Here is an 18,851-nt window from a genome sequence, read left to right as displayed (position 1 = left end):
TAATGAATTTAAAACAAAAGAATTGAGCTTAAATCTATGGATTACAGATAAAAAATAATTGTGTGTCGTTTTATTGGCAGGAATTAGCGGTTCATAATCGTTGCTTCACTCTTTTCATAGAAGCGGCGATATAGTAATTCTAACTGGCCACCATACTCTTGGATAAATGCTAGGTTACGTTGATATAACCCATTAAAGAGATTGGCAAAGAGCAGGGTGAAGATTGCCACAACCAGACCCATCACAGTCGAAACCAATGCTTCACTAATTCCACCAGTCACCCCAGCGGCATTGGTATTACCCACATCACCAATGTTGAGCGCCGAAAAGGATTGCATCAAACCGAGGATCGTTCCCAACAATCCCAGTAGGGGCGCAACAGCAATAATTGTGTCAAACACAGTATTAAACCGTTTTAGGGTCGGGATTTCGGCTTGGGTTGCACTTTCGAGGGCGAGACGAAACTCTTCACTGTTGGGATTTTCTAAATCAAGGGCTTCTAAAAAAATCCGGGCAATGGGTAGATCCGCATTACGCTTCAAAAATTTCATCGCATTGAATGGATCTTGACGATACAAACCGAGGGCGTCCCGGACAACTTGACGCTGCCGACGATTAATCCGCCACCAAAATATAGACCGCTCAATAATACAAGCCACGCCAGCCAAGGAAAAAAGCAGCAAGGGATAAGCAACGATGCCACCGGCGGCAAAGAAATTTGTGATGTTCATAGTGCTATGGGTTGAAATGTGCGAGGGCGTTTAAGAAGCATTATCTGGTACTGCTGCCCAAATGACTATACCCTAACTCAAAATATTTTCAATAAATTTACTCTGATATATCAGAAGACTTAGCAAAAACAAAGCCTTTAATCTGAAATGGTAATTCCTGAAAATTCTTTCAGTCCCTAGTTTCAGTGGTTTTTAGCTGATCAATGTGGCTTTGTGAAAATTTTAAATACAAGATATTCTCGATAAAGAACTTGACAGTGGTTGAGATAATCTCTTAATCTTCCTGATCTAACGCAAGTCTTTAGCAATAAGTGTGAGGGAAGTTTCTTGAAAGAGTTGACCTATAGTCTGGGGGTTGCCAGTGGGATGCTGGTTGTTCTGGCTCCGGCGGTAGTGGCCCAAACAGTAATTAGTAACATTCGGATTAACCCGACCTCCTTGGGTGTAGAAGTTTTTCTGGATAGTGATCAGGCGATCGCCCCTGAAGTAAATCAACGGCTGGAAGGCGATCGTCTCATCCTCGAAGTCGAAAATGCCCAGTTAACAGATGGTGCAATTTTGCCTGATTTTGCGCCCCAAGCTGGTCTAGAGGCCATTGAAATTACGCAAATATCTGAAAATACCGTTGAAATTATTCTTGTGGGTGAAACAGCAGCGCCCTTTGTTGATGTATTGTCTCAACCCTCTGGTTTGCTTGTACAGGTAACACCGGATGATTTTGTTGATAATTTGGAATTAATCGTTACGGCAACTCGGACGGAAGCAGAGGAAGCGGCGGTACCCCGGTCTGTGACAGTGATTTCCCAGGCAGAAATTGCCCGTCAAGCGGATCTCAACCGCGATCTTTCCAGCATTTTGGCGAAGCTGGTGCCTGGTCTCTCACCTTCGACAGAAACCACCAGTATTTTTGGGCAAAGCCTCCGGGGTCGTAATATTTCGGTCTTGGTTGATGGGATACCCCAGAGCACAAACCGTAATGCCCAACGGGATTTGCGCACCATTGATCCGGGCGTGATTGAGCGGATTGAAATTGTCCGTGGCCCCAGCGCGATCTATGGAGATGGTGCCACTGGTGGGATTATCAATATTATTACCAAGCAGGGAGCCGCCACAGGCGTAGAATCCCGCAGCACTATCGGCTTTGAATTTTCCACGACCAATCCAGAAGACAGTTTTGGTTACTCTCTCCAGCATTCTGTGTCTGGTACAGAGGACAAGTTTGATTATGTTGCGGACTTTGCGATTTCCAAGACAGGTGGTTTCTTTGATGCCGATGGCGATCGCATTCCGCCCGATCCGCTGGGTCAAGGGGGTTTAGCTGACCTCAGAAGCATCAATTTGTTTGGAAAATTGGGCTACAACATCGACGACAACCAACGGCTCCAATTCAGCTTTAATTACTTCTCCGATGACCAAGATTCTGACTTTGCCCTCAATCCATCTCCTAGTGGCGATAAAGCAGAAGCCAGACCTGGTCTTGTCTTGCCTGACCAACCCGGCACCGAAAATACATTGGTTAGTTTGGCCTACAGCAATGATGATCTCTTTGGCAGTCAGTTAAACAGTCAGCTTTACTATCGAGATTACTCCACCCGTTTCTATCCTTTCGATGATGATTTTGGCACCTTTGGGGGTGAAGTTTTGCAATCGGAAGTGGAGTCGGAGAAAATTGGCGCTCGGGTAGACCTTAATACGCCCCTCGCGGCAGGCGATCGCCTCAGTTTACTTTGGGGTGTGGACTATTTTTACGAAGAATCTGCTCAACCTGCCGATCTCTTTGATGAACCTACCTTTGAAGCGAGTAATGGCCTAGTTTTTGAGCAAATTGGCACTGGTTTCCTTTCCCCACCCACAGAACAGAAAAACCTTGGTTTATTTGCCCAGTTAAATTGGAATGTGACCGATCAGTTAGTTCTCAATGGTGGGATTCGCCAAGAATTTATTGATGTCAGTGTGGATGATTTCACCACTCTAGCGGGCAATAATGTCACAGGGGGCGAACTGAACTACGATGCGACCCTCTTTAATGTGGGCGCTGTGTATGCTCTCAATGACAATGTAAATATTTTTGGGAACTTTGCCCAAGGCTTTTCCATTGCGGATGTGGCCCGTTCCCTACGGACTTCTCCGGGGGGCAGTGTGGAAAATCTACGGCCTGAAGCCCAACGGGTTGATAACTATGAGTTAGGGATTCGCGGCAACTGGGGTAATGTGCAAGCTTCCATTGCTGGCTTTTATAGCTACTCAGATCTCGGTACTACCTTTGATAGTGCGTTTACAACGATTCGTGATCCCCAGCGCATCTACGGTGTTGAGGCCGATCTACGTACTCAATTAAGTGAACAACTCGCCCTAGGGGGAACCTTTACTTACACCGATGGCGAGCGGGATGCCAATAACGATGGCGATTTTGAAAGTGGCTTACCTAGTTTCCAAATTCCCCCTGTTAAACTAACCGGTTTTGTGGAATATGAACCCGTTGAAGGTTGGGAAAATCGTCTGCAATTACTGTATTCAGCGGGCCGTGATCCCAAGGGTAATGGCTTTGGTTTAGGGGAAGTAGAAAGTTACTTAACTGCTGATTTTATCAGTAGCTATGATACTGGTGCTGGCAAGATTCAGCTCGGCGTTGAAAATCTTTTTAATGCTGAATATTTTCCCATCATTGCCCAGGTTTATGGGGGCAGAAATCAATTTGCTGGCAGAGGTCGCACCATCAGTTTAAGCTACAGTTTAGATTGGTAAAATCCAGGGCGATCGCCTACATATTTCAGAAGTGAATCGAGTTTTAGTTTGGGATGGAGAGGAGGATTATATTTTTCCTTTTCATCCTGTTTTTTAAAATTCAAAAAATCTTTAAGTCCCATGCACTATCAAAATAATCAACCCATGATTCGGCCCCAGATCCTCGGTTTAATTTGCCTAGTCAGTCTTAGTTTAAGTGGCTGTTTTACGACAACCCAAAATCCATCTCCCACAACGACCCCAGAGCCTGTTTCCCAAGTTTCTGATGAAGCAACCCGCACCATTGAACACGCCATGGGAACGACGGAAATTAGCGGCACTCCCGAACGAATCGTCGTGCTCACCAACGAAGGCACAGATATGTTAGTTGCCCTAGGGGTAACACCCGTCGGTGCTGTTAAATCCTGGCAAGGAGAGCCTTATTATGGGTACCTTAGTGCTGAATTAGAAGATGTACCCGTGATTGGTGACGAATTTCAGCCAAATTTAGAAAATATTGTCGCTTTAAAGCCAGATTTGATTATCGGCTCTAAAGTCCGGCAGGAGCAACTCTATGGCAAGTTGCAGGCGATCGCCCCGACCGTTTTTTCCGAAACCCTGGGTGCCACCTGGAAAGAGAACTTCAAACTCTACGCCAAAGCCCTCAACCGGGAAGCCGAAGCCCAAACTTTACTTGAGCAATGGGATCAGCGGGTCGCCAACCTCAAAGAACAATTAGGTGATCAGCCGCCAACTGTTTCCCTCGTTCGGTTTATGCCAGGGACAGCGAGGATTTATTATGAACAATCCTTTCCGGGGCAAATTGTCGCTGAAGTGGGCTTACGACGGCCTGAAGTACAACAAAAAAATGATTTTGCCGCCGAGATAGGCCTAGAAAGTATCCAGGATCTCGAAGCCGACCATCTGTTTTATTTCACATTTAATGAGGCTGAAAACCGAGGTGAAGACACCCAAAATCAATGGCAAGATCATCCCCTTTGGCAAAATCTTGCTGTGGTTGAAAATGGTAATGTTTACCAAGTTAATGATGGGGAATGGACAAGTTCTAGTGGTATTTTAGCGGCTAATCAAGTTCTCAATGATCTCGCGAAACACATTTTAGATGAAACACAAAATTAGTAATCATTTGAAGTGTGGCAACTAAAAAAGAGAGTATTTTTCAATACTCCCTGAAAAAAGAAATAATTTGCTATGCCAAATCACCCTGAGCAATCATTTGGATCAAGCGTGGCATCGTCGGATCAAACCCTCCTAAATCCCATGACAAAGGATCTTTTGGATCAACCAAACTCAATTTGTAGGGGGCCAGGGTCACATAAATGGCCTTGACATTAGGGTTTACTTTGCGGCGATATTCCGCCAGTTTTTGGCAGGGTTGCGTGCCCGCCCAGGATTCACAATCTGTCCAGAAGCAAATTACATCGGCATGAAAGCGATGTTTAAGCGCCCATTTGTAGACAGAGGAAGCATCGGTGCCGCCAAAATTTTGATCACTCGTTTTTTGTAAGGCCGTGCGGAAACTATCGCTGGCGGTAATGCCTAGATCTTTAAACGCGGTAGAAAAGCCACGAATGGCATAATTTTTCTCGGCTTTTGCGGTGACCAGGGCCATGGTTGCGGCTATCTCGGCACAGGTTAAATGGACAGAACCCACAGAGTAATAGGACATCGACCCCGACACATCCACCGCATGGAGAAACGTTTTCCCGGTGGCAGGCACTGTTTCAAAGGACATCTCCAGGGCTTTTTCGAGGATGTCGATAATGCGGGGTACAGGTTCCCAGGTTTTTTTGCTGCGCCCCAATCGACCCCCAGATTGATAGGTTTTTAGGGCTTTGAGGATGTCAATGGGATGGATGCGACCTTTGCGCAAGCGTTGTTTATCGTTTAAAACCATCGCCACGTGCTTGAGGTTTTTCTGGCGGTTGACCCGCAATACCCCAATTTCGGTTAGGGAACCCAGGTTCCGTAATAGGGCACCAATGGGCATCTCTAGCATCAACAGTTTCCAGGTCTGCTCATCCATTTGACCAATGGGGGCGACCATTTCGTGGGTAAGGTGGCCTTGGGCGATCGCCTTTTTCGTTTGATCGGGGTTGCGCTTTAGCCATTCGTACCACCAAATTTGTTCAAGGGCAGTTGCAGGGGGCTGTTTCGGTAACTGCTCCCAACCGTTAACGACCCAGTTATACAAGGTTTGATGCTCGACACTTGGGGGTTTAACGTGGAATAAACGCAACGCATCCCGGTGGCTAAACCCGTACCGTTGTTGATACTTCAGCAGTTGATAGGCCAAAGCTTGCACATCGTTCTGACTGAGCCAACCTTTACCGCATTCACGCACCACTTTTCCGAATCCCCGCAGGGCTTTGGTGTAGCTTAACCATTCATAGAAATGGCTCCCGGTGCGCACCACCTGGGGAAAGATTTCCATAAATGCCCGTTTCGCTGCTGGGGTTTCCCCCATGGATAACAGCGTTAATGTATATAAAGGGGCGCTATTGTTGAGCGATCGCCCGTCACTGGCATAGAGAATTTCCTGGGTGACCCGGCCTGGATCCGCCACCACGCACTGCTGCACAACCTGGGTAAACTCACCCGTCAACTCGTGCTTATCGGCATAAAAAGTATTTTGGGCAGTACCGATTAATAAACAGCGCCGCAACATGACCCAAATCCCCGGATCGAAGTGATAACCACTGGCTCGTCCAGGCACCATTTCTGTCGCTCGACCCGGAATTGGTTGCGATTGGGGCGTTTGGCCACGGGCTGTAAAAAATTGATATGACATGACAACTCCGTCCCTCGCGGGATAACAACTTTAGATCAAAACCCCATGCGGGGAAGGGAGACGAGCCGGAATCGAACCCGCATCTCGGCGGACAAAAGGGAGATTCGTCCATAGCGATAACCTTTAGTCCTGCGGCCCCTAAGGGCAAATATTGCGCTCTACCATTGAGCTACCGTCTCCAGGTTTGCCATTTTTCTAAATGGGGGGACAGGGAAAGACTTGAACTTTCGACCCGATAATCTTGATACGGCGACCCGTTGGGGTAAAAAAAGTGCAGCAAGAATCTGCTCTACCAACTGAGCTACCTGCCCAAGTCATTTAGGAAAAGATCGTGGCGAACGGAGGAGGAATCGAACCTTCATCTCCCGCTTAACAGGCGATAACCCTAAATTCAGCGACCCTTACGGATGAATAAATGAATCAGGGAAGATTGGTGTTTTGCCATTAAACTATCCGTTCATTGCGTTGCTTTTAATGTATGGGCTACTGCTCCCCTGATTCCAATGGGAGTTAAATCACCTGAAATGGTTACGATATCGGGCTTTGGGATTAGGGGGGCTGATAAAAGTTATGGTCTCCCTCCAACTTTCTAAAAATAGAGCATCAAAGATTTATTGATAGATAGCATTGGCGATGTCGTCGTTAAAGGCCGTGGTGGGCACATCCAAAATAATCTGACCTGCACGCATCCCTAAAATGCGATCGCCATAGCGTTTGGCGAGATGAACCTGATGGAGGCTACAAATCACAGTGAGGCGTTTTTCGTCACAGAGGGAGCGCAGCAGTTGTAGCACCAATGCCGCAGTTTCTGGATCAAGGCTTGCAATGGGTTCATCGGCCAGGAGCAGTTGGGCTTTTTGGGTCAGGGCGCGGGCGATCGCCACCCGTTGTTTTTGTCCCCCAGACAGTTGATCGGCCCGCTGAAAAGCAACATCGAGGAGCTGCACCCGTTCTAGGGCGGCTAAAGCTTCACAGAGCATCGCTTCAGGAAAACGTCCCAGTAAACATCGCCAGAGAGGTAACTCTGGTAACCGTCCGCCCAGGCAATTTTCGAGGGCTGTGCGGCGTCGCACTAAATTAAATTGTTGGGCAATCATCGCCATTTTTTGCCTGGCTTGGCGTAACTGTCGAGGTGATGCGGTGGTTAGATCAAGACCTTGAAAATAAACTTGGCCAGCATCGAGGGACACCAATTGGGGCAAGCAGCGCAGCAGGCTTGTTTTGCCCGCACCACTGGAGCCAAGGAGAACAGTAAAGCTATGGGGCTCGATGGTAAAGCTAATGTCCTGGAGGCTGAATTGACCGTGGGAATAGGCTTTTGTGAGTTGGTGAACCTGCAACATAGAATTTTTTTGGGCAATGAACTGTTTTAAAATGCAGCGTTAATTGTGAAATAGGCCGAGAATTAATTTTCAAACGCAGATGTCACCCTTGATCTACACCATTGGACGGCGTGATCAGGGCGAAACTTTGTTCAGGGCAATCAATATTTAAAAATTACGAAAATACCTCAAATAAGACGGTAAGACAGGAAAAATAAATAAATTAATCGCAATTACATCAAATTAAGCGAAAATCTTCCTTTGTAAGGCCATAAAGGCTACTGTAAGCGACGGCGTAAATAGGCACTCAAGGCATCAATTAAACTCACCATAATCAAAATCAAGATCAAAATTGTGGCCAAGCGGGGAAAGTCGAGTAGCTTCAGGCTAACCAGCAATTCGTAGCCAATGCCGCCGGCCCCGACAATGCCGAGGATTACGGAGGAACGCACATTGAACTCCCAGAGGTAGAGGCTAATACCTACCAAACCCGGTAATGCTTCGGGAAATACCGCAAAGGCAAAGGTGCGCAGGCGATCGCTACCGGTGACTTCGATGGCTTCGATGGGTTCAGGGGGAATTGATTCGAGCACTTCACCGTAGAGTTTGGCCATGGAACCTGCCGTGTGACAGGCGACCCCCAACACCCCAGCAAAGGGGCCAAGGCCGACAATCGACACAAAAAAGAGAGCAAAGATCGCGGTATCAATGCCCCGCAGTAAATTTAAAAAACTCCGTAAACCCGTGGCTAACCAGCGATTTGGGGTTGTATTACGGGCCACGCACAGGGCGAAGGGTAAGGCCACCAGCATCGCCGCCCCTGTGCCGACAATGGCGATCGCCAACGTTTCCCAGATCGCCACCAGAAAATTGGGCAACTCCGAAAAATCCGGCGGAAATAATTGCTGCAGCCATTGACTCACCGTTGGTAAGCGCTGCCAAAACTGTTGGGGATCAATCTCGGCGGTGTGCACGGCCATGACCAGGATCGCTACCCCTAGGGCTCCCCAAAAACCAGACCTGAGTAATCGCCACAAACTATATCGGCGGCGTCGTTCCTGTCGGAGGATTTGGGCAAAATCGCTTGCTTTGGGGGGTTGCTGCAAGAGGGTCACTATTTCAATACCTCTAGGGCAAGCCCTGCTGCTTCGATGGGCTGATAGTTACTGCCATCGGAAGCGACAAAACCCGTGTAGTTCTCTGGTAAAAGAGCAGCGGCTTCGGCAGGAGTGAGATTCACTAATTTTTGTTGGAGTTGTTTTTTGTAGGCTTCTGGAAAATTGCCCCGCACCACAATGGGATCGTTGGGTAAAGGTTCAGACTGCCAAATGATTTTAATCTCGTCAGCCTGAATGCGTCCTTCAGCAATCATCACATCGAGGTTGCGGTTGTAATCAGAAGCAATGTCGATCTGGCCCGTGCTCACGCCAATCACCTGGGTGGCATGGCTCGCTCCTTCGCTATAGTCAAACACGGTTTCGGGGTCGATGTTGCGGCGTTTAAATTCTGCCTGGGGAATTAACCAACCGGACGTGGAACCGACATCGGCCAAGCTAAGTTTCAGTTTTTCACCCTGCTGACTAAGGGCGATCGCCTCTTCGAGGGTGTCAAAGGGGGCATCGGCGCGGGCAATCAAAACGCTGTAGTAAACAGGTTCGTCCTGGTATTTTACGGTGGCGATCGCCTCTAGGGAAGGATCATTATGGTGCGCCAGAACGTAACCCCAAGGCCCCAACCAAGCCACATCTAAGGTGCCAGAACGTAGGGCTTCAGAAATGCCAATCCAATCTTCGGTAACGGTGACATCTCCGGGGAGATCCAGTTCAGCGGCGAGGGCATCGAAGAAAGGCTCGAACTGTTGGCGGTTCTCGTTGGGCGTCGGGAAATAGGGGCCGACACCAAAAGAAATACTGTCGAGGGTCGTGGCATTATCTGGGCCAGAGTCGGGCTGATTGTTGGCCGAGGCACAACTCACCAGCAGCACACCAACAGTCCCGATCAAGATATTTTTCCACTTACTGACCTGTGCCATTCGCTTAACTGCGCTCCCGTTGAAATTTGATCCGCTATGTCCAAACCGTGATTTAGACCCAGCTATGTTCAGCATAGCGAAAACAATTTGAGAAAAATGAAAAATACCTTAAAAATTTGTTGATTTCCCTGATTTATGACGTTCTGAGGCATGGTCTGATGTTTGCAATTCTCCACATTTGTGGCGGCCCTAGGGATCTTCGCTAGAGTGATAAAAAGCCTCCCCAAAGGCGATCGCCTTAATTTATCGCTCCCCATGCCATCGACCCACCAGCCGACAACAACCACAAACATTGGGAAAGTGGTTTCCGTGCGCGGTAGTGTCGTTGATGTGTGCTTTTCCCAACGGCTACCCAGCTATCTCCATCAACTCAATGCCGGGGAAAAAGGTCAAATCATTATCGAAGTCGTCGCCCACCTAAACGCCACCCTTGTCCGGGGCATTGCCCTGACCCCCACCTCCGGCCTCGCCCGGGGAGCCACCGTGACGGATACCGGCCATCCCCTCAAAATGCCCGTGGGCCGCGCTTTACTCGGACGTATGTTTAATGTCTTTGGTGAGGCGATCGATCAAGGCAAACCCCTAACTGCAGTTAAGCATCGCTCAATTCACCAAGCCGCTATTCCCCTCGTTCAACAATCAACCCAAGCAGAAATCCTGGAAACAGGAATCAAAGTAATTGATGTCCTCGCCCCCATCGAACGGGGTGGAAAAGCAGGCCTCTTCGGGGGGGCAGGGGTCGGCAAAACGGTCTTAATTACCGAGATGATCCATAACATGGTCAGTCAACACCAGGGGATTAGTCTATTTTGCGGTATCGGTGAACGGAACCGAGAAGCTGAGGAACTCTATCGGGAAATGCAGGCGACGGGGGTACTAGACCAGACGGTGTTACTGTTTGGCCAGATGAATGAACCACCGGGAGCCAGGTTTCGGGTAGGCCATGCGGCCTTAACTATTGCTGAATATTTCCGGGACGAAGCCCGTCAGGATGTGTTGCTCTTGATTGACAATATTTTCCGCTTTATTCAAGCTGGCCAGGAGGTTTCGGGTCTAATGGGAGAGCTGCCTTCGCGGGTGGGCTATCAACCTACTTTAGCGACAGAATTGGCCGCCCTCGAAGAACGGATTACCAGCACAAAAAATGGGGCGATCACCTCGGTGCAGGCGGTGTATGTGCCCGCTGATGATTTTACCGATCCGGCGGCGGTGCATACCTTTGGCCACTTATCGGCATCCATTGTGTTATCGCGCAAGCGGGCCAGTGAAGGGTTTTATCCAGCCGTCGATCCCCTACGTTCGAGTTCCAAAATGTTGATGCCCGCGATCGCCGGTCGGCGTCACTACGAAATTGCCCTGGCAGTGCGTCAGACCCTCGCCACCTACGAAGAGCTTAAGGACATGATTGCGATGTTGGGGATGGCGGAACTCGCAGCGGGCGATCGCGCCATTGTGTACCGTGCCCGTCGGTTAGAACGATTTCTCACCCAGCCTTTTTTCTCAACGGAACAGTTCACCAACAAAACAGGACGAGTGGTCAGTTTAGAGGCGGCCTTAACGGGTTGTGAGCGAATTTTAAACGATGAATTTGCCGATGTACCCGAAAGTGCGCTCTACATGATTGGGGCTATTGGGGAGGTGCAGCGGCCATGATCACCCAGATGGATCTCAAAGTACTGTGTTTGACGGATTTGCTGGTGGATCAGCCAGTACGAAAAGTGACGGCAGAAGGTGATGGGGGCGGCTTTTGTCTATTGCCCAACCATGTGGATTATGTGGCGGTTTTGCCAGCGGGTCTCTTGATCTTTGAGAGCATCACGGGAGAAGAACATTGTCTGGCCATTGATGAAGGCATTTTAGTGAAACAGGGGGCTGCCGTTTGGGTGTCGGTGCGCAATGCGGTGCGAGGGGATAATCTTGATGATTTACAGCAAGCAGTGCAAGCGCAATTTACCCAGTTAGATGAACAAGAAGAACGGGCAAGGAGTATGTTGGCGCGCCTAGAAAGCAGCATTGTGCGGGACTTTATCGATTTGGGAGGTGCTCTATGACCACGCCAGAAGGCGATCGCCACCGGGAAGATTTTGAACGGCAGATCCAGCAAAAATCCCAACAAAAACTCCAGGCCAAACGGGAAGGCGATCGCAGTTTGTGGTTAGGATTTGGGGTCTTTGGGATGGTGGGTTGGTCGGTGATAGTGCCGACCCTACTGGGGATCTTTCTGGGGATTTGGCTCGACCGCCGCTTTCCGAGTCCCTATTCCTGGACATTAACGGGCTTATTTCTGGGGATTATTCTCGGCTGCTGGAATGCATGGTTATGGATTCAACGGGAGCAAAATCGATGAGGTTTAATTATCCATGCAAAAGATAAAAATATCAAAGGCGATCGCCTAATCCAATCACTAATCTAAACCCGATTAAAAAACGAATTTAAAAACTCAATTAAAATCACAATGAATTTATTTTTAGAAACAATAATACCTAATTTATTTGTTTTTCCCCTCGGCTTTGGGTTGGGATTATTTTACTTCACAGCGCTGTGGTTTACCGTTAAACAATTAACTCGTTCTCAACATCCAGTCTTACTTATAATTACCAGCGGTGTGGTGCGGTTAATCCTTGCTATGACAGCCTTATATTTTATGATTGGTGGCCATTGGGAACGAGTACTAATTGCCCTCGCGGGTTTTTTGTTAGCACGAACGACTTTAATTCATCGTTGGCGGCCACAAACCTCGTTATCAGAAATATTGCTGGAGGAATAAATGTAGGATGCAAATTACACCGGATAACATCATTTTTTATCAATATCAGTTTGTGGTAATTAATGCCACTTTGGTTTACACATGGCTCACCATGGCCCTATTAGTAATAGGAGCAGCTTGGGTAACAAAAAAATTAGTGGTGCGTCCCAAACTGCCCCCTTGGCAAAATTTTTTAGAAATTGTTGTTGATGGTATTTATCAACATATTGCAGAGGTCACCCAACAGGAACCGGAACCCTATCTTGCTTTTGTGGGTACTTTATTTTTATTCATTTTAACGGCTAACTTATTAACTGTAGTTCCCGGTTATCAAGCCCCCACTGGCTCCCTTTCAACCACCACTGCTTTGGCGATCGCCGTATTTATTGCGGTGCCGATCTACGGAATCCGTCAGCGGGGAATCTTAGGGTATCTCAAAAGTTATCTCCAGCCGACGCCGATTATGTTGCCCTTTCAAATCATTGGTGAATTTTCCCGAACTTTAGCCCTGGCCGTGCGTCTTTTTGGCAATATTATGAGTGGAAACCTTTTGGCGGCAATTTTATTAGCCCTTGTCCCGTTATTTGTACCTGTGGCGATGAATTTATTGGGACTTGTATTTGGGGTCATTCAAGCCTATGTGTTTGCGATTTTAGCCTTGGTTTACATTGCTTCTGCCGCGACGGTGCAGGAGAAAAAACAAAGTATTTCGATGGAGGAAAATTCATGAGTGATCTCGCATTAATCGGCTCGGTGGCGATGGTGACCGCTGGTATTACCATTGCCATTGGTTCCATTGGCCCGGCCCTAGGGGAAGGCATGGCCGTAGCCAGGGCTTTGGGGGCGATCGCCCAACAACCTGACAAGGCCAATATGATTACCCGCACTCTATTTGTGGGCCTCGCGATGGTGGAATCAACGGCGATCTATTGCCTGGTGGTGTCGATGATTTTGTTGTTTGTCAATCCATTCTGGAACTATTTTCTCAACCAGGGGGGTTAACGGTGTTAATTGACTGGTTTACGGTGTTTGCCCAAATCCTCAACTTTGTCATTTTGCTGGGGTTGTTGCGCTGGCTCTTGTACAAGCCCATTTTGCAGGTGATGGCGAAGCGTCAGGCCCAACTCGCCGAACAATGGCAAACGGCTACGGATCTCCAAGCCCAGGCCCACCAAGCTCTAGAACAATATCATGAGGAACAACAGTCACTTCAAGCGCAACGGGCTTCATTTTTGGCGGCAGCGCGGGCAGCAGCAGATGAGGAGCGACAACGGCAATTACTAACCCTGCGTGAGGATATCCAAGCCCAACGGGAAGCTTGGGAAGCGGATCTGCACCAGGAACAGAGGGCTTTTTTCCATACGCTCCGGCAACAGGTCAGCCAACAGGTGGTGGCGATCGCCCGGCAAGCCCTCCGGGATTTGGCGAATGCCACTCTCGAACAACAGGTGGTGGCGCGTTTTTGTGAACAACTGCAACACCTTTCTCCGGCCCAACGGCAACAGATCAATCATTTAGAAACCCCACCAGAAGCTGTCTTTATCCGGACAGCGTTCCCCCTGGATGTGACCCACCAAGCGCAAATCAAACAAAGTCTTGCTACTACTTTAGAGCTTGACGGAACGCCTATTCATTTTGTCACGGTGCCGGAGTTGGGCTGTGGCATTGAACTGAAACTGGCTGGCCAAGAAATCGTTTGGGGTCTTGATCCCTATCTCGATCAACTCGAACAAACCCTGGCGATCGCCACCCGTTAATGCCCTGAATTTTTTGACCCACTGCTCACCATGGAACCCCTGGCCCAATCCCTCCAAGGCACTTACACAGAAGCCCTACAGCAAATTCAGCAAACCTTGGCAACCTTTCCGGCCCAACTGACATTCCGGGAAACGGGGGTTGTGGAATCTGTCCGGCCCGGCATCGCCAGAGTGAAGGGGTTACCCAATGTCCAAGCCGATGAATTGGTTTATTTTTCGCGCTCCAGTGCTGGGGGTGAACCGCTGCTGGGGATTGCCTTTAACCTCGATCCCGATGAAGTGGGCGTAATTTTGCTAGGAGATAGTCACGCCCTCCAGGCAGGGGATGAGGTCTACCGCACCGAAAGGGTGATGGATGTGCCCGTGGGAGAAATGTTGCTGGGGCGGGTGTTGACCGTGCTGGGGGAACCTTTGGATGGTCGGGGTGCCCTCAAAGCAGTGGAATGGAAACCCGTCGAACGGGAGGCCCTCAAAGCAGTGGAATGGAAACCCGTCGAACGGGAGGCCGCCGCAATTTTGGATCGCGCCCCGGTAACGGTGCCTTTGCAGACAGGGCTGAAAGTGGTGGATGCCCTGATTCCCATTGGTCGGGGGCAGCGGGAACTGATCATTGGCGATCGCCAAACAGGAAAAACCACCATCGCCATCGATACGATCCTCAACCAAAAAGACCAGGATGTGATTTGTCTCTACTGTGCCATCGGTCAACGGTCAGCGGCGATCGCCAAGGTGATTGCCACCCTCCGGGAACAGGGAGCTATGGACTACACCATCGTGATTGTGGCGGCGGGCCAGGATCCCCTTGGACTGCAATACATTACCCCCTATGGCGCGACGACGATGGCGGAATATTTTATGGAACAGGGGCGCGATGTGTTGATCGTTTACGATGACCTGACCCACCACGCCCGCACCTACCGTGAACTGTCCCTCTTGCTGCGACGGCCACCGGGGCGCGAGGCGTATCCTGGGGACATTTTTTACCTCCATTCGCGGCTTTTGGAACGGGCAACCCACCTGGCAGAAGCTTTGGGGGGCGGCTCCCTGACCGCTTTGCCGATTATCGAAACCCAAGCCCAAAACCTCTCAGCCTACATCCCCACCAATTTAATTTCCATTACCGACGGCCAAATTTATCTCTCACCAGAGCTGTTCCAAAAGAGTATTTTCCCAGCGGTGGATGTGGGTAAATCCGTGTCCCGGGTTGGTGGGAAAACCCAACTAGCCGCCTACCAAGCTGTTTCTGGGGCGTTGCGCCTCGCCTATGCCCAATTCCAAGAGGTCGAAGTATTTGCCCGGTTTGGGACGCAGCTGGATGAACAAACCAAACAAACCCTCCAACGGGGAAAACGCATCCGGGAGGTACTTAAACAAAACCAAAGTCAACCCCTGACGGCGGCAGCCCAAATTGCCATTTTGATCGCCGTCACCCAAGGTTTATTAAACCACGTGGCCCTAGAAGAAATCTCAACGGTAGAACAAAAATTAGCCCAGGCGATCGCCCAAGAATTACCCGACCTTGTGGAACGCATTCAATATTCCCATCCCCTCACCGAGGCCGATCAAACCCTCCTTTTGGAAACCCTCCAAGCCGCCATCAAAACCTAAGCAATGCACACCCTCGAATCCCTGCGCAACACCATCAACAGTATTGAAGATCTCCGGGCCGTTGTCCGCACCATGAAAGCCTTGGCCATGGTTAGCATTCGGCAATATGAACAGGCCCGCATGGCTCTCCAAGATTACAACCACAGCCTCGACCTAGGTTTTCAAGCCCTGCTCCAGCATCGGCGTTTTGCAGAAACCGATCTTGATCAGCCGTTGCCCTTGGTTAGCAATTCTCCACAGGGAAAAGTGGGGTTGATTTTGTTTGGCTCTGACCATGGTCTGTGTGGTCAATTTAACGAACAGCTTGCCACCTATGCTCTGCAAGCTTGCCAACAACGGCATCTGACAACTGCTGATTATGCTTTGGCTACCGTCGGCGATCGCCTTTTGCCCTATTTACAGTCCTTAAACCACCCCCACCACACAACCTTTCGACTGCCCAATTCCCTCGCAGGAACGCCCCGCTTGATCCAAAACCTCCTAGGCTTGATTGATCAATGGTATTTCGAGGCCGAAACATCACCCGTTCGCCAGATTCTCTTGATCTATCATCAATCCCAATCCAAGACCCTTTACCAGCCCGTCACCCGACAACTATTACCCCTAGACCGTCAATGGCTCCGGGAAATGGGCGATCGCCCCTGGCAATCCACCGCCTTCCCCCTCCTCAATGGCCCCTGGGCACCAACCTTTGCGGGTGTTGTCCGCCAATACCTTTTCTTAAGCCTGTACCGTGCCGCCGTAGAATCCCTCGCCAGTGAAAATGCTGCTCGTCTTGCATCCATGCAAGCTGCCGAAAAAAATATCGAAGAGCGACTGGGCGATCTCCAGGCCAACTATCGTCAGCAACGACAAAATTCTATTACCGAAGAACTCTTAGACATCGTTTCTGGGTTTGAAGCCCTCAACCCCAACCGTACCCGTTAGTAACAACACCCAAACATCTAACCCACACAAACTTGATTACGTCCACTGCGTTTGGCGCGGTAACAAGCCTGATCCGCCTGGGCCATCAAATCATCCACGGAAGGCAAAGGAGCCGATTCTGACGTGAGCAAAATTAAACCAATGCTGATTGTGATCTGAAAGATTTCTTGTTGCCAAGTAAACGTATAGTTTTTGAGAACGCTGACTATTGCCTCTGCAATGGAAAGACCATTTTCTAGGGTGCAATTCCGCAATAGCAGGGCAAATTCATCGCCTCCCACCCGGGCAACTTGGTCTTCAGCGCGGACCTGTTGGGCAAGTAAATGGGCAATATCCCTCAGGAGGACATCGCCAGCATTGTGACCGACGGTGTCATTGACGGGCTTGAAATGATCCAGGTCGCAAAACAGCAATACATGGTTGGCTAAACCAGAATTTGCCTCACTCCGGGCTTGTTCTAAGGTGGCAAAAAAGGCCCGCCGATTTAACAAATCCGTTAACGGATCATGGCTGGCCTGGTAGCTATTGATGACTGCTTGGCGACGCTCGGCCAATTCCTCGGCGGTGACCAATAACAGGAAAGATTCGTTGAACAATAACAAAATAAGGGCAATGGTTAAGACCAACTGAGGTGTGTAGGATTTTTTGGCCCAAATTAAAGCTTCAGTGGGCTGAATTTGGAGTTGCCAAGTGCGCCCCCAGTAACGAATGGGTACAGTAATGGGCTCGGTTTCGGTGGTGGCGATCTCTCCGAGATCCGCTTTGCGGTGCGCCGTTGGATTGGGTGGATCTAACTGGTCAAGATTAAGGGTCTGACCCGATTCCGTAGTGTAGAGCAAGGCCACCCGTAAATTTTGTTGCTGGGCGCAGGTGCCGACTGAAAAAACTTCCGCCAAGAGATTATCCAAGCGGTAAACACCCACCGCAAATCCTCGCACTGATTCTCCTTGTGAATTGACCGGTAGTAGCACGAGGATACTCCGTTGTCCATTGGTGTCTTGGAGCAAGGTCAGGGGTTCTGTGGCATAGGCTTGGTCGGTTTCCATGCTGTTGATAACTGCCGCTGCCCGTTGGGGATCCGATTGAATATCAAAGCCTTGGACGATTCGATGTTTTTCATTAAAGGGTTCGATAAACTGCACGACCACGTAGGAAGGCCGTTTTTGGGCCGGAATTAGTTCGCCATTGGGGAGCCGTTCGGTAATTTGGAAATCGTCTGGTATTAAGGGATCGAGCCGTTGCTGGGCCTCGAAGGCTTGGCGTTCTGCATCAAGGACAAATGGATTCCAAGAGAGGGCAGATAAACCCGGCAGGCGCTCTAAACTGTGGCGGGTAAAGGTGCGAAATTCGCTGGCTGTAACGGTTTCGCTAGAGAGGATAAAACTTTCAACACCTTGGAGGGCTTCGGTGTGGCGGGTTAGATTTTTCTCGAATTGGTACGCCATATTTTGGGCACATTCTTGTAACTCTAGGCGAATCCGTTGTGTTTCAAAGGCGTAAATTTGGTCGTAGGCGATCGCCGCCATGATCATCAACAGAAGAGACGGAAAAAGTACCTTTGTGCGACGTCCCTGCCACTGATACTGCATCGTGGGGAGAAACATCAAAGTTGCTGGGGTAAACACAATGATCCCCAAAACATCGCCAGCCCACCAAGTAAAGGCAGAAAAAGGAATTTGGCTAGCGGTGATTTCCCCAAAAAAATATTGAGCGTAGGCCCCCACACTACTACCCAAGAGACTACAAACTGGCCCCATCACAATCAAGAAAGGCAGAATTTCTTTGGGATGACGCAGGGCGGGAGTAACCCCAGAGATGCGACGGCCACACCAAGCTGCGAGGGCTATTTGCAAAGTCGATCCAGCCGCTAAAGTCAGTGCTAAAGGCAGATGCCAATCGCTTAAAACCCCATCGACCAGTACAGACCCCAGGGCGATCGCCGGTAGGTAACGGTATCCATGGGCCAAAACAATGGCGATCGCCAAGCCCGCCGCAGGCCAGAAGGGAAAAGATAGACTTAAACCCTGGGCGAGATAACTTGTGCTGAGGCCGATCCCTGCATAGGCTAATGTCAGAGCAACACTGCGCCATAATAATTTTGTTCGAGCCTTCACCCTGAAAAAGGTCTCCCTGTGCCGTGGAATGGAACTTTTAAAATCAATGCCAAAACGAAAGCAACGCTAACAGACATT

The 18,851-nt window shown here is 49.4% G+C and carries 17 protein-coding genes and 3 tRNA genes; 11 read left to right on the top strand and 9 right to left on the bottom strand.

Features of this window, described 5'->3' with window-relative positions; all coding sequences use genetic code 11:
• Positions 1–83 precede the first annotated feature (83 nt).
• Positions 84–731 (bottom strand): MotA/TolQ/ExbB proton channel family protein, encoded by a 648-nt coding sequence (locus AACR41_RS02560; RefSeq protein WP_030007921.1) that lies wholly within the window; start codon positions 729–731, stop codon positions 84–86.
• 327 nt (positions 732–1,058) lie between these two features.
• Between AACR41_RS02560 and AACR41_RS02555 the strand changes: the two genes are divergently transcribed.
• Positions 1,059–3,476 (top strand): TonB-dependent siderophore receptor, encoded by a 2,418-nt coding sequence (locus AACR41_RS02555; RefSeq protein WP_030007920.1) that lies wholly within the window; start codon positions 1,059–1,061, stop codon positions 3,474–3,476.
• A 120-nt stretch (positions 3,477–3,596) separates the two neighbouring features.
• The gene (locus tag AACR41_RS02550; protein WP_084150026.1) at positions 3,597–4,595 is read left to right on the top strand and encodes an ABC transporter substrate-binding protein; all 999 of its coding nucleotides are present in this window, start codon (positions 3,597–3,599) and stop codon (positions 4,593–4,595) included.
• A gap of 70 nt (positions 4,596–4,665) precedes the next feature.
• Here AACR41_RS02550 and AACR41_RS02545 read toward each other — a convergent pair whose 3' ends face one another.
• From AACR41_RS02545 to AACR41_RS02515, 7 genes are all read right to left on the bottom strand, one after another.
• Positions 4,666–6,267 (bottom strand): TROVE domain-containing protein, encoded by a 1,602-nt coding sequence (locus tag AACR41_RS02545; RefSeq protein ID WP_030007918.1) that lies wholly within the window; start codon positions 6,265–6,267, stop codon positions 4,666–4,668.
• Between the two features lie 56 nt (positions 6,268–6,323).
• Positions 6,324–6,446, bottom strand: a tRNA-OTHER gene (locus tag AACR41_RS02540).
• Between the two features lie 25 nt (positions 6,447–6,471).
• A tRNA-OTHER gene (locus tag AACR41_RS02535) sits at positions 6,472–6,578 on the bottom strand.
• Between the two features lie 21 nt (positions 6,579–6,599).
• Positions 6,600–6,726: transfer RNA gene (locus AACR41_RS02530), tRNA-OTHER, on the bottom strand.
• A gap of 152 nt (positions 6,727–6,878) precedes the next feature.
• A complete protein-coding gene (phnC, locus tag AACR41_RS02525; protein ID WP_012305618.1) occupies positions 6,879–7,610 on the bottom strand; it encodes a phosphonate ABC transporter ATP-binding protein in 732 nt (243 codons plus the stop codon).
• Between the two features lie 257 nt (positions 7,611–7,867).
• Positions 7,868–8,704 carry a phosphonate ABC transporter, permease protein PhnE gene (phnE, locus tag AACR41_RS02520; RefSeq protein ID WP_030007916.1) on the bottom strand — a complete coding sequence of 279 codons (837 nt, stop codon included), beginning with the start codon at positions 8,702–8,704 and terminating at the stop codon, positions 7,868–7,870.
• Complete coding sequence (locus AACR41_RS02515) at positions 8,704–9,621, bottom strand: phosphate/phosphite/phosphonate ABC transporter substrate-binding protein (RefSeq protein ID WP_030007915.1); 918 nt, start codon at positions 9,619–9,621, stop codon at positions 8,704–8,706. Before AACR41_RS02515 ends, phnE begins: the two co-directional genes overlap by 1 nt.
• Positions 9,622–9,876: 255 nt before the next feature.
• Here AACR41_RS02515 and atpD point away from each other — a divergent pair, with 255 nt between their 5' ends.
• The 9 genes from atpD to AACR41_RS02470 all read left to right on the top strand — a co-directional run bounded on the left by atpD (position 9,877) and on the right by AACR41_RS02470 (position 16,659).
• On the top strand, positions 9,877–11,274 hold the full coding sequence (atpD, locus tag AACR41_RS02510; RefSeq protein ID WP_030007913.1) for a F0F1 ATP synthase subunit beta: 1,398 nt from the start codon (positions 9,877–9,879) through the stop codon (positions 11,272–11,274).
• Positions 11,271–11,672, top strand: a complete 402-nt coding sequence (locus AACR41_RS02505) for a F0F1 ATP synthase subunit epsilon (protein WP_200870508.1) — start codon at positions 11,271–11,273, stop codon at positions 11,670–11,672. The genes atpD and AACR41_RS02505 overlap by 4 nt, the downstream gene beginning before the upstream one ends.
• Positions 11,669–11,968: an AtpZ/AtpI family protein gene (locus tag AACR41_RS02500; protein WP_030007911.1), complete on the top strand. Its 300-nt coding sequence runs from the start codon at positions 11,669–11,671 to the stop codon at positions 11,966–11,968. The genes AACR41_RS02505 and AACR41_RS02500 overlap by 4 nt, the downstream gene beginning before the upstream one ends.
• 108 nt (positions 11,969–12,076) lie before the next feature.
• Positions 12,077–12,388, top strand: coding sequence for an ATP synthase subunit I (locus AACR41_RS02495; RefSeq protein WP_072007996.1), 312 nt, complete (start codon positions 12,077–12,079; stop codon positions 12,386–12,388).
• Positions 12,389–12,395: 7 nt separating this feature from the next.
• A complete protein-coding gene (locus tag AACR41_RS02490) occupies positions 12,396–13,097 on the top strand; it encodes a F0F1 ATP synthase subunit A (RefSeq protein WP_012305625.1) in 702 nt (233 codons plus the stop codon).
• Positions 13,094–13,369, top strand: coding sequence for a F0F1 ATP synthase subunit C (locus tag AACR41_RS02485; protein ID WP_012305626.1), 276 nt, complete (start codon positions 13,094–13,096; stop codon positions 13,367–13,369). Before AACR41_RS02490 ends, AACR41_RS02485 begins: the two co-directional genes overlap by 4 nt.
• A gap of 2 nt (positions 13,370–13,371) precedes the next feature.
• The gene (locus AACR41_RS02480; RefSeq protein ID WP_030007910.1) at positions 13,372–14,124 is read left to right on the top strand and encodes a F0F1 ATP synthase subunit B; all 753 of its coding nucleotides are present in this window, start codon (positions 13,372–13,374) and stop codon (positions 14,122–14,124) included.
• Positions 14,125–14,154: 30 nt separating this feature from the next.
• Entirely contained in the window at positions 14,155–15,732 is a 1,578-nt protein-coding gene (locus tag AACR41_RS02475; protein ID WP_030007909.1) for an alternate F1F0 ATPase, F1 subunit alpha, read from the top strand.
• A 3-nt stretch (positions 15,733–15,735) separates the two neighbouring features.
• A complete protein-coding gene (locus tag AACR41_RS02470) occupies positions 15,736–16,659 on the top strand; it encodes a F0F1 ATP synthase subunit gamma (protein WP_030007908.1) in 924 nt (307 codons plus the stop codon).
• 17 nt (positions 16,660–16,676) lie between these two features.
• Here the strand turns inward: AACR41_RS02470 and AACR41_RS02465 are convergent, their stop codons facing one another.
• On the bottom strand, positions 16,677–18,773 hold the full coding sequence (locus tag AACR41_RS02465) for a diguanylate cyclase domain-containing protein (RefSeq protein WP_030007907.1): 2,097 nt from the start codon (positions 18,771–18,773) through the stop codon (positions 16,677–16,679).
• Between the last annotated feature and the right edge of the window lie 78 nt (positions 18,774–18,851).

Source organism: Picosynechococcus sp. NKBG042902 (assembly GCF_963864045.1).
Taxonomy (GTDB): Bacteria; Cyanobacteriota; Cyanobacteriia; order Cyanobacteriales; family MRBY01; genus MRBY01.
This window is presented reverse-complemented; position numbering and strand designations above follow the sequence as displayed.

What these genes read in the sequence shown, in the direction of transcription:
- AACR41_RS02495 (WP_072007996.1), top strand. Translation starts at nt 12,077, where the DNA reads ATGAATTTATTTTTAGAAACAATAATACCTAATTTATTTGTTTTTCCC.
- AACR41_RS02545 (WP_030007918.1), bottom strand. Translation starts at nt 6,267, where the DNA reads ATGTCATATCAATTTTTTACAGCCCGTGGCCAAACGCCCCAATCGCAA.
- atpD (WP_030007913.1), top strand. Translation starts at nt 9,877, where the DNA reads ATGCCATCGACCCACCAGCCGACAACAACCACAAACATTGGGAAAGTG.
- AACR41_RS02475 (WP_030007909.1), top strand. Translation starts at nt 14,155, where the DNA reads ATGGAACCCCTGGCCCAATCCCTCCAAGGCACTTACACAGAAGCCCTA.
- AACR41_RS02490 (WP_012305625.1), top strand. Translation starts at nt 12,396, where the DNA reads ATGCAAATTACACCGGATAACATCATTTTTTATCAATATCAGTTTGTG.
- AACR41_RS02515 (WP_030007915.1), bottom strand. Translation starts at nt 9,621, where the DNA reads ATGGCACAGGTCAGTAAGTGGAAAAATATCTTGATCGGGACTGTTGGT.
- AACR41_RS02560 (WP_030007921.1), bottom strand. Translation starts at nt 731, where the DNA reads ATGAACATCACAAATTTCTTTGCCGCCGGTGGCATCGTTGCTTATCCC.
- AACR41_RS02550 (WP_084150026.1), top strand. Translation starts at nt 3,597, where the DNA reads ATGCACTATCAAAATAATCAACCCATGATTCGGCCCCAGATCCTCGGT.
- AACR41_RS02505 (WP_200870508.1), top strand. Translation starts at nt 11,271, where the DNA reads ATGATCACCCAGATGGATCTCAAAGTACTGTGTTTGACGGATTTGCTG.
- AACR41_RS02470 (WP_030007908.1), top strand. Translation starts at nt 15,736, where the DNA reads ATGCACACCCTCGAATCCCTGCGCAACACCATCAACAGTATTGAAGAT.
- AACR41_RS02500 (WP_030007911.1), top strand. Translation starts at nt 11,669, where the DNA reads ATGACCACGCCAGAAGGCGATCGCCACCGGGAAGATTTTGAACGGCAG.
- phnC (WP_012305618.1), bottom strand. Translation starts at nt 7,610, where the DNA reads ATGTTGCAGGTTCACCAACTCACAAAAGCCTATTCCCACGGTCAATTC.
- AACR41_RS02485 (WP_012305626.1), top strand. Translation starts at nt 13,094, where the DNA reads ATGAGTGATCTCGCATTAATCGGCTCGGTGGCGATGGTGACCGCTGGT.